Origin of the sequence: Alkalibacterium subtropicum (genome assembly GCF_900112455.1) — a bacterium.
Taxonomy (GTDB): Bacteria; Bacillota; Bacilli; order Lactobacillales; family Carnobacteriaceae_A; genus Alkalibacterium; species Alkalibacterium subtropicum.
The window spans coordinates 23702-32228 of record NZ_FOLT01000017.1 but is presented as its reverse complement, the minus strand read 5'-3'; the positions used below and the strand labels follow the sequence as shown (position 1 = coordinate 32228).

The following is an 8527-nucleotide window of genomic DNA, read 5'->3' as shown; positions in this document are numbered from 1 at the left end:
CCGGATGCCATTTTGGTACTCTCTCATCCTTTGGTATAATGGAACGCTTGGAAACAGTTCTCAAACTTAAACTCGAAAGGATAAACGAATGGAACACATAGAGCTCTATATTCCAGCACATTTAATGAATAATGCTCAAAATAGCTCTTATTTACATGACTACTATAACAAACTCATCAGAAACAAATGGTTAAATAATGAATTGGACATAAAGCGTGAAATGGTCATAAAGGCACGATTGCTAAAAGAAGACAAGGTGGCAGAGTATCTTGCTGATCTATTTTCGTAAGTATTTTGTCTGTCGTAGCTTAACTCCTGCGATCAAACTTTGCATTCCAAAGCGTTAAATATTCAACTGCAAATTTATTTTCTATACCAAAAAGACGCAACCGATGTTCATCGACTGCGTCTCTTTTCAGTAAATTATTATATTTTCATTTTCTGATCTTTATCCAGACAGCATTTTTTGTATTTCTTTCCGCTGCCGCAGTGACAGGGATCATTACGTCCTAATTTTTTGGTCAGTACTTGATTGCCAGCAGATGCATTACCAGCAGCACTGTACCCTAAATCTTTTAATTCTTGATTCGTATGCCCTTTATTTGTCCATAGTCTTACATTATCCTGAAGCTTCCTGACTAATCGCTTGACTTTATCTCGCTGCTGTTTACTATTAAATTCTACACCTAGATTATCTAAAGTTGACATAACTGTTCCAAAACTCGCATTGACTTCAATCATGCCCTCAGCGTCTTCGCAGACTTCTTCCGCCCGTTCTTCATTACCATCAAAGTGATATTTTAATACATGGTCATATAGGTCGTTGTATGCTTCAGACTTATAGAAGTAAAACTGATCCATATACTTCATTAATTCATCCATCTCAGGAATGTACCTTGGCTTACCTGCTTGCTTTGCCAGAGTATCATCCAAATCATCATATACGAGAATTGTTTCATGAACGAAATAGTTGCCTTCTTTATAAGTAAAGTGCTTTTCGATTTCTTGAACCGATGTATCGAAACAATCTTCGACGTCTTGAGGAGAAATTTGCTCCTCGTTTTGCTGATTATAGATTTCAGCGACCACATCTCTATGTACCACACCATAAAGACGGGTTAAAGTGACAATATATTTTGAAAGTAAATTCATGTATTTTCCTTTCCTCCAGTCAGTCTTTAAGAAAACATTTCACTATAATTGAGCAATTTCATATATATCGTTTATAGCACTTAATAAACCAAATTTTCCAGAACATAAGAATATAAAAAGGAACCCCTCCATATGGCACATTTAGGTTGTCTAAAAAAGACAAGTACTCCAGGAGGGATTCCCTTCTTTTATTATACAACATCTGACCTTGTTTGGCATTAATTTTTTTGAATTGATGTTAAAGAGAGATCAAAAAAAGCCTTTTTAAAATTTTAAGCGTGATTTACTTATTCAAAAGGTTATTACCGAGTACAAATATCCTGTTATTTTTTAAAATGACTAAACATCTTCTCCACCCATAAACGAAAATACATATTCTCTGCACTCATCAAGTAGTGATGTTGGAGCCGATTCTACAATTTTAAACATTCTACTTTTCAAGTCAACAGAGCAGAGGTGATCTGTAAGAATAACTCCCGTTGTTTTCATTCCATCTCTCAGTTGTACTTCAAATGGATAGCCTTTCTTTTGGTTGGTGATAGGTGCGACGATACTTAAACCAAGGACTTTATTAAATCTAGAGTCTGAAAGAACTATACAAGGTCGGAATCCGCTTCGTACGTTACCTTTAGTTGGCGAAAGATTTAACATAATAATATCACCCTCATTAGGAAAGTTTACCATTTTTCTCTACCTACTTCTTCCCCCCAGTCAGTCATGTCATGTCTATTTTCATCCATCACTTGACTGAGTAGTTCGTCTAAGGATAGTTTCTTCTTTTCTGGTTCAACCACCAATTTACCATTCACAAGTTCTATCGATACGTTCGTTTTATTTTTTATGTGCAAGTCATCTGCCATCTCTTTTGGAATGCGTATGGCTATACTGTTTCCCCATTTTTGAGCTTGTTTATGAACTTTTTTACTCACTGCAGCCATAACAGTGCCCTCCTAGTATTTTATACCACAATTTTACCATTGTTTATACAATGTGCCTACATTGGTGATCAGTATAAGCAAAAAATGACCTTCGAGGTATAAGTAGTATCTCCTTGAAGGTCATCTGCAATTTAAAACGGCAACTCTAAATCTTCATCATCTTCATCACTGGTCAACTCATTTTCTTCCAGCAGTCCTTGTTCTCTGGCTTCTTCCATAGTTATGCTGTAATGAGCTCCTCCACTGGTATGACCTGCGATGAAGAAGTAGCTATCGCTATAAACAAAATCTTCAAAATTTTCCTCTTCAGATTTTTTCATTTCGTCCCTCTCTTTTTCAAACGTCATCCAATCAAGTCTAGCTTGAACCGTTCTTTAACAGTATCCTCTTCATCATTAGCATTCTCCATAACAAAGTAATGGGTATCAAGTGAGCTGTAAGATTCGTTGAGTAGAACAAACTTTTCCGTATAGACACGTTCGTCACTTGCTTTATTTTCTCTATCCGCAATGAGTGTTAATTCATTAGAGATTTTTCTTCCCTTTTCATCTTCAAAATAGAGGTTCAGTCGTTTCTCTTTCTTCTGTTCTGACACCGGTTCTGTCTGCAGGAAGGATAACCAGACGATATTGTTTGTGAGCTTCCGTGTCTGACTGATCAGTGACACATCCACTTCCGGTATTTCGTTCCGACTGCGGTCTGTCTTGATTCGAAGTAAAGGGACCATCATTTCTTGTGGCAAATGTCCCCCATGACTATATTGATAGCCTCCTCCTTTTAAGGCAAAACGATTCATGCCTCTCGGTACGGTGATGTAGCCTGTATTATCTAAGCGCTCTGACAGAGTAAAACTCAGTCCGCTGTAATGATCCTCTTCTTTCTCAGATAATATAAAGCGTTTGTTTCTTACCCAGGCATCTAAATTATTTTTTACCGAAACTTTATCACTGCTTGAAATAGCAGATCGTGTATAGAGATAGCCATGATCGGCAGTAACCAAGAAGGCGCCAATACTGACGTCCCCTGTTAAGCGATTCATTAATTGGATCAAGTCATTGATTGAATCCCTCGTTGCTTTAAAAACATCGTTTTCCGTTGGCAAATGGTCACCTATAGCATCCACTTTGTTATGGTAAACGTAGACCAGCTTCTTACCTGCCATCTTCTCTCTTAACTGGTCCTTAGTCATTTGATCAATGTCTGTCGCTTTTAATGCTAGGGCTTCAGGATGGCCATTCTTTTTCAATATAGCCTCACGGTTTGCGAGTCCTATCGTTTTCATCTCATCGACTAAGACAGTACCATCTGTTTGAAATTCTAGTGAGTGATGTGGGAGCAGACTTGCCATACCAACCGAAGTAATAGAAGGCAGTTCTGTTTGCATCCAGTCGATTTCTCCATTAAACCGCTTCTCTTTTGTTAACTCTTGGTACAGTTCCTTACCCGCCTCATAGCGTAAGCCATCCGAAATAATGACAACAATACGCCGGTCGTTAGCTAGATAAGGCTTCACTTCTTTGTCAAAGAAGTTAGCTTGCAGTTTGTTTGAATCAAAAGTGTGGCTGTTTTTAAAGTACAGATCCCATTTTTTTGTAAAGTCATTCAGATACTGGTTGACGTAAAGTCGCTCCATTTGATCCTTTACCGGTCTGACTGTATCCTTTTGGTCAGGTTCGAGATCATCATAGTATTCTGTCATTTTACGGTAAGCAGTATCCACATGATAGCCTTGATCACTGTAATACTGCCAAAGTTCACGGGGCTCTGCCATCCCCTGCCAGTCGGCTTCAAAGCTTTCTGTATAATGGTTCAATTGAATGGCCCATTTCAAGAAGATATAACTGTTTTGAAAATGGTCGAACCAGATAGTGTTGCGGCGTTTAGCTAGGAGCGGCAACAGTCGGTCGCTGTCACTGACATGCATTTGAATCGATTGCACAAATCGGTCGATGAGTTCATGGTCGAACCATTTAAATGTCTCGCACTCCGTCAACGTTTCACTTGGAAGATCATGTAAGAGATGATCAAAGTCCCATGCACTTTCAACGACTGTGGAGACAAAGTAAAAGGCTGATTCTTTATTTTTCGTATTCATCCACTGATTGATGAAGATCACGATCGGATTACTTTTTTCAAGCATGTAAGGTTTAAGTTCTTTTGGCATAGACTGTCCAAGTTCCGTCCCTAAATAGGTGAGAAAGACTTGATGCATGAGTTCGTCGACGGATAAGCTGCCATTCATGCTCGTATCTTTATTGTAGCCCAATAACTGGTCAATCATGCTCCAGAACTGCTTTTCATCTCCGAATTTAACGAGCTGGTCCCACTTACTGTTTTCTTTGGAAGCCGCTTCTTCAAAGAGTTCGATCAAAACAGCCATCCAAGTCGCAGCTTGCGCCTTAGTCAACGCAGCAAAGACGGCATAGTCAACGACTTCTGCTGAGTGATAGGGACTTTCATTATATAGACGCTTGAACTGGCTGATCCGATTTTTGGCCCTGAAAAAGACAGGGTATTCTTTGATGACCGAGGTCACCTCTTCATTGTCTGGATCGATACCTAGAGTCAGATACAACTGGCTTAAGGCATCGACTTTCAGCTCCTCGCTGTAGAGAAGAACATCTAGGAGGGGGTTGTCTTCCATACGCGGTCTCTCCATAGCAAAATATAAAAAGAGATGCGTGTCCTTTAACTCCTTTTCAATCAGATAGTTAGTTTGAAAAAAATTGTGAGTGGTAACTGTTAATAGTTCTACTGCATCCGTTTCTTCTGCCCACGTTTTGATTGTGTCAGCGTAGGCTTCTTCGGGATCGAACAAGTATAAGATCTTTCGTTTTTCGCCATCTTTTAAAGGAGCGTCATAGTAGGTTTCGATACGCGAAAGTAACTCTTCAGCCAAGTGAACACCTCCTGTTATATTTTTTCAAAGACGTTTTGCTTTTTAGGTTTGTTTGATGTATCATCTGTCACTTCAATATTTTGGAATTTTTGATAGTTGACTTTTACACCGTCATCCAAGTCAAGGTCGATTTGCTGTCTGGCGACGTGTTCGATGACCCGGTCATATTTGGCGAGTTCTGCCCGGTCTTTAGTGTACTCATCGATCGTCTTTTGTGCCCGAGCTTTTTGTGTGGCTGAACTGGTTTCATCGGCAATGACTTGTTGTTCGTGAGTGATAAGATTATCCAGCACTGTGGCCTGATGCAGAATGTACTCGGTACGGAGCTGAGCAACGGTATATTTGTGGTACCGGTGAAGATACATGAGGCCTTTGAATGCGCCACGTTTCCCACTCGTGAACTGCCAGTATATTGGACGTTTCTGATAGGTCTTCAAATGATCTTTATAAAATTCTTTCATGAAGTAACGCCGTATGCGGTCTCTTGCACTTTCATTGCTCTTCATCTTGAGTGCTTCGGCAATGAAACGCAGGTTCTCTTCAAGTGTCTCTTTTCCGTAAATTAAACTGACCAGTTCTTCTATCTTATTCATAATGTCATCTTCGAAATATTGATCTTCAGTCAATGGGATGATATTGGTGTCATCTGGTTTATAAGAAGTGTAGTGGCTCTCGTCCCACTCTCCACCAGCATAAGCCAAACCTTTTTTATCAAGTGAATAGCGACCGAACATCAAACCAACGAGATAAGATAAGAAACTCTTAACGTCTCGGTCCAATACGGCTTTATTCACTGTCACATCTTTTTCTTCCACTTCAGGAGTCAGTTCATCTTGAAGACCATAGATATCAATGAAGATACGGTTCAGTTCTTCTTCATTTGCTTTCAACTGGTAGAAGCGTTCTTCAGCAACTTCTTCCCAGTTGTTAAAGCTGTTTTCAATTAATGCAGAATCTTTTTTGTGAATTATGAAAGGATGGTCCTCAAAATCCCAGGAGGTTTCGAAGGAATTCCAGTCATTTTTTGATAATATTTTATTTATATTAACAATATCAGAAATTAAATTATGTCTTTTATCATTATAAATAACAGGTATAGAGCGAATATGCCCTGTTTCAAAATTTAATGTTGGTGATAGCATTAACAATATTCTTTTTGTTACTTTTGAGTTTAATAAAGCGAACAAATAATTTAAGTAAATTTTGTTTTTTACAAACATACTTAGACCTGCAACATCGAACATGTTTCCAGAAGGTACAAATCTAAAAGAAATAGAGGCAGAAGAAATTTTAGACCATGTTAGACTAGTTTTAAACATATAACTTAAACTTCTAGGAACTAAGTGCCCATAGTTTTTTATTTCACGTCCATTATCAGACCAATTAATCACATGTTTTAAATTACCATACCATTTTCTAAAACTTCCACCTTTATTATAGGGAAACCAAGTATGTGTATTTTCACTTACATATTCAATACTACTTTCATGAAAATCGATATTATGTGGATCTACTTCGTGCCATAATCTTAAGAATAAATTATTATTTCCTGTAGTAAAACCATTTTTAGCTTCAGCATATTCTTCTAATAAGATTCCTTCAACGAAAACCTTGAGCATTGAATTACTTATCCAATAAGCAATTGGGCTTCCTGGAATTTTGCTGAAGTTGCTAGAGTCAGTTTCATATCTGAATGAGGTGGTAGAATCATGCTTGGCTTCTAAGAACTTCTCTTCTTGCACATCCATTCCGCCAGTAAATTCAGTTAGACGTATGTATGTCCCTTTTTCATCGGAAAATTCATTCTTCAACACAAATGTACACAATGGCACGGTGGCATCTTTAAAGGCAGAATATTCTAAGTGAACAAGACTTCCAATAGACTTATGTTTAACAATATAATTTCTTAATTTTTCATAGGAAGATATAAACATCCATACCATGGGTGTCATTAGAGCTGTATAACCATGTTCTTTAGTAAACAGAGTACATCGATAAATAAATACAGAGAATAGATCTTTCTTGTAATCTTTATAATGTTTATTGATGAAGTCCTTTAAATTTTTATTGAAGTTATTCATGTATGGAGGATTCGTGACTACAATATCATATGTTTTACTCAATAATTTATATTGATCGATCAAATCCTCAATTAGAGGAAAGACGTATTCAATTAATTCAGTAGTAAAGATATCAATCTCTGTTCTGTTTTTAATTGATTCCATTTGACCTTCAATTAGAGATATATCAATCTCTGGCACTTGAAGGATGGATCCATATAGTTTTGCATCATTATATACACTTACTAATAATTCTGTAACAGTTTTTACATCTGTATTTTCATCCGCAAGTAATTCCACATATTCATTTTCAATCGTATTACTTTCTTCAATACTATGAATATGAACCTTATAGTCTCGACTGAATAAACGTCGGTCATATTCTCTGGCTTTCATAGTTAAAGCAAATGTGGCTAATTGTGCTGCACGTTTATCTATATCAAGCCCAAAAAGGTTATTATTTAAAATTAATTTAGGAATCTCTCGTTCTCTATATCCTCGTGAGAGATATAGCTTATAATATACATCGAAAGCATAAACTAATATGTGTCCAGAACCACAACTGGGGTCTAAAAAGGTCAGCTGTTCGATGTCGACCGCTGGTTTATCACCAAGGTTATTATCACCTGACTTTAAATAATAATCTAAGGACGTTTCAATATCTTTATCCGGATATCGTTCTAACCAGTATTTTCCTAAAGAATTATCAACCATATATTTCACTATCCATTTAGGTGTAAATAGTTGGGTAGCTACTGGGATATCCTTTTTACCTGCCTTTTTACCTCTATTAGAAAAGAAGGATTCTTTCTGGTCAGCAATGTAATATTGATACAACCAGCCGACGATTTCAACTTCTGTCCAGTCTTGTTCATCAACCATCGTAACGATATCTCGAATAACACTATTTTCGTTAAGCAAATTATCTGGAAGAAGTAGTGCCAAGTCATCGGTAATTGGATCAAAGACATTAGGAAGTATATCTCCCAGTTTGATGCTTTGTTTAATTAATAAGTATTGATAAAGCTCATTCAGCTGACTGTCTTCCTTCATCTGATAAACACGCTCGCGGTTCAGATCAAGGTCATCCACGAGTGATAAAATCTCTGTCAAAGCATCAGGTTCGCGTTTGTCTGGTTTTTTTGAAGATAAAATACGCATATTAATGGGTAAGAAATCATTGACTTCCATGTAGCGCATGGCAACGAAGCGGTTAAACCAAGTGTAAGCCGCTTCGTCCATGACTGTTTCGTATCCTTCCATTAAGATACGGTTTTTCAAATGATTGTATTGCTTTTGTTCACGCTCGCCTATAACCGTTCCATTGATAATGAGCCCGTCACTTAATTCTTGTAAAGGGTTGATCTCATCTTTGGTGATGCCAAACGAGTAAGCTTTTTGCTTTACAGCATCTTCTATTCTCTTGCGAGCCGTTGCTGCAAATTTTCGTAGTTGTGTCTTATTCAAAGTCCGTCTCT

The 8527-nt window shown here is 37.5% G+C and carries 7 protein-coding genes; 1 reads left to right on the top strand and 6 read right to left on the bottom strand.

The features are described 5' to 3' along the window. The first annotated feature begins 88 nt into the window (after positions 1 to 88). Positions 89 to 289 (top strand): hypothetical protein, encoded by a 201-nt coding sequence (locus BM049_RS11905; RefSeq protein WP_091531510.1) that lies wholly within the window; start codon positions 89 to 91, stop codon positions 287 to 289. Positions 290 to 426: 137 nt separating this feature from the next. On the opposite strand, the gene BM049_RS12070 is transcribed toward BM049_RS11905, so the two are convergent. From BM049_RS12070 to pglX, 6 genes are all read right to left on the bottom strand, one after another. Next, on the bottom strand, positions 427 to 1152 hold the full coding sequence (locus tag BM049_RS12070) for a YecA family protein (RefSeq protein ID WP_091531508.1): 726 nt from the start codon (positions 1150 to 1152) through the stop codon (positions 427 to 429). 339 nt (positions 1153 to 1491) lie between these two features. Continuing rightward, positions 1492 to 1836 (bottom strand): type II toxin-antitoxin system PemK/MazF family toxin, encoded by a 345-nt coding sequence (locus BM049_RS10645; RefSeq protein WP_091531505.1) that lies wholly within the window; start codon positions 1834 to 1836, stop codon positions 1492 to 1494. Then, positions 1830 to 2090 (bottom strand): AbrB/MazE/SpoVT family DNA-binding domain-containing protein, encoded by a 261-nt coding sequence (locus BM049_RS10640; protein ID WP_091531502.1) that lies wholly within the window; start codon positions 2088 to 2090, stop codon positions 1830 to 1832. The genes BM049_RS10645 and BM049_RS10640 overlap by 7 nt, the downstream gene beginning before the upstream one ends. Before the next feature lie 131 nt (positions 2091 to 2221). Next, positions 2222 to 2410, bottom strand: a complete 189-nt coding sequence (locus tag BM049_RS10635) for a hypothetical protein (RefSeq protein WP_143079486.1) — start codon at positions 2408 to 2410, stop codon at positions 2222 to 2224. 23 nt (positions 2411 to 2433) lie between these two features. Further along, positions 2434 to 4989: a BREX-1 system phosphatase PglZ type A gene (gene pglZ / locus BM049_RS10630; protein ID WP_177188697.1), complete on the bottom strand. Its 2556-nt coding sequence runs from the start codon at positions 4987 to 4989 to the stop codon at positions 2434 to 2436. A 14-nt stretch (positions 4990 to 5003) separates the two neighbouring features. Next, positions 5004 to 8516, bottom strand: a complete 3513-nt coding sequence (pglX, locus tag BM049_RS10625; protein ID WP_091531495.1) for a BREX-1 system adenine-specific DNA-methyltransferase PglX — start codon at positions 8514 to 8516, stop codon at positions 5004 to 5006. Positions 8517 to 8527 lie beyond the last annotated feature (11 nt).

Bases quoted from the DNA above. Each gene is read 5' to 3' on its own strand.
- BM049_RS12070 (WP_091531508.1), bottom strand. From the start codon at position 1,152: ATGAATTTACTTTCAAAATATATTGTCACTTTAACCCGTCTTTATGGT.
- BM049_RS10635 (WP_143079486.1), bottom strand. From the start codon at position 2,410: ATGAAAAAATCTGAAGAGGAAAATTTTGAAGATTTTGTTTATAGCGAT.
- BM049_RS10640 (WP_091531502.1), bottom strand. From the start codon at position 2,090: ATGGCTGCAGTGAGTAAAAAAGTTCATAAACAAGCTCAAAAATGGGGA.
- BM049_RS11905 (WP_091531510.1), top strand. From the start codon at position 89: ATGGAACACATAGAGCTCTATATTCCAGCACATTTAATGAATAATGCT.
- BM049_RS10645 (WP_091531505.1), bottom strand. From the start codon at position 1,836: ATGGTAAACTTTCCTAATGAGGGTGATATTATTATGTTAAATCTTTCG.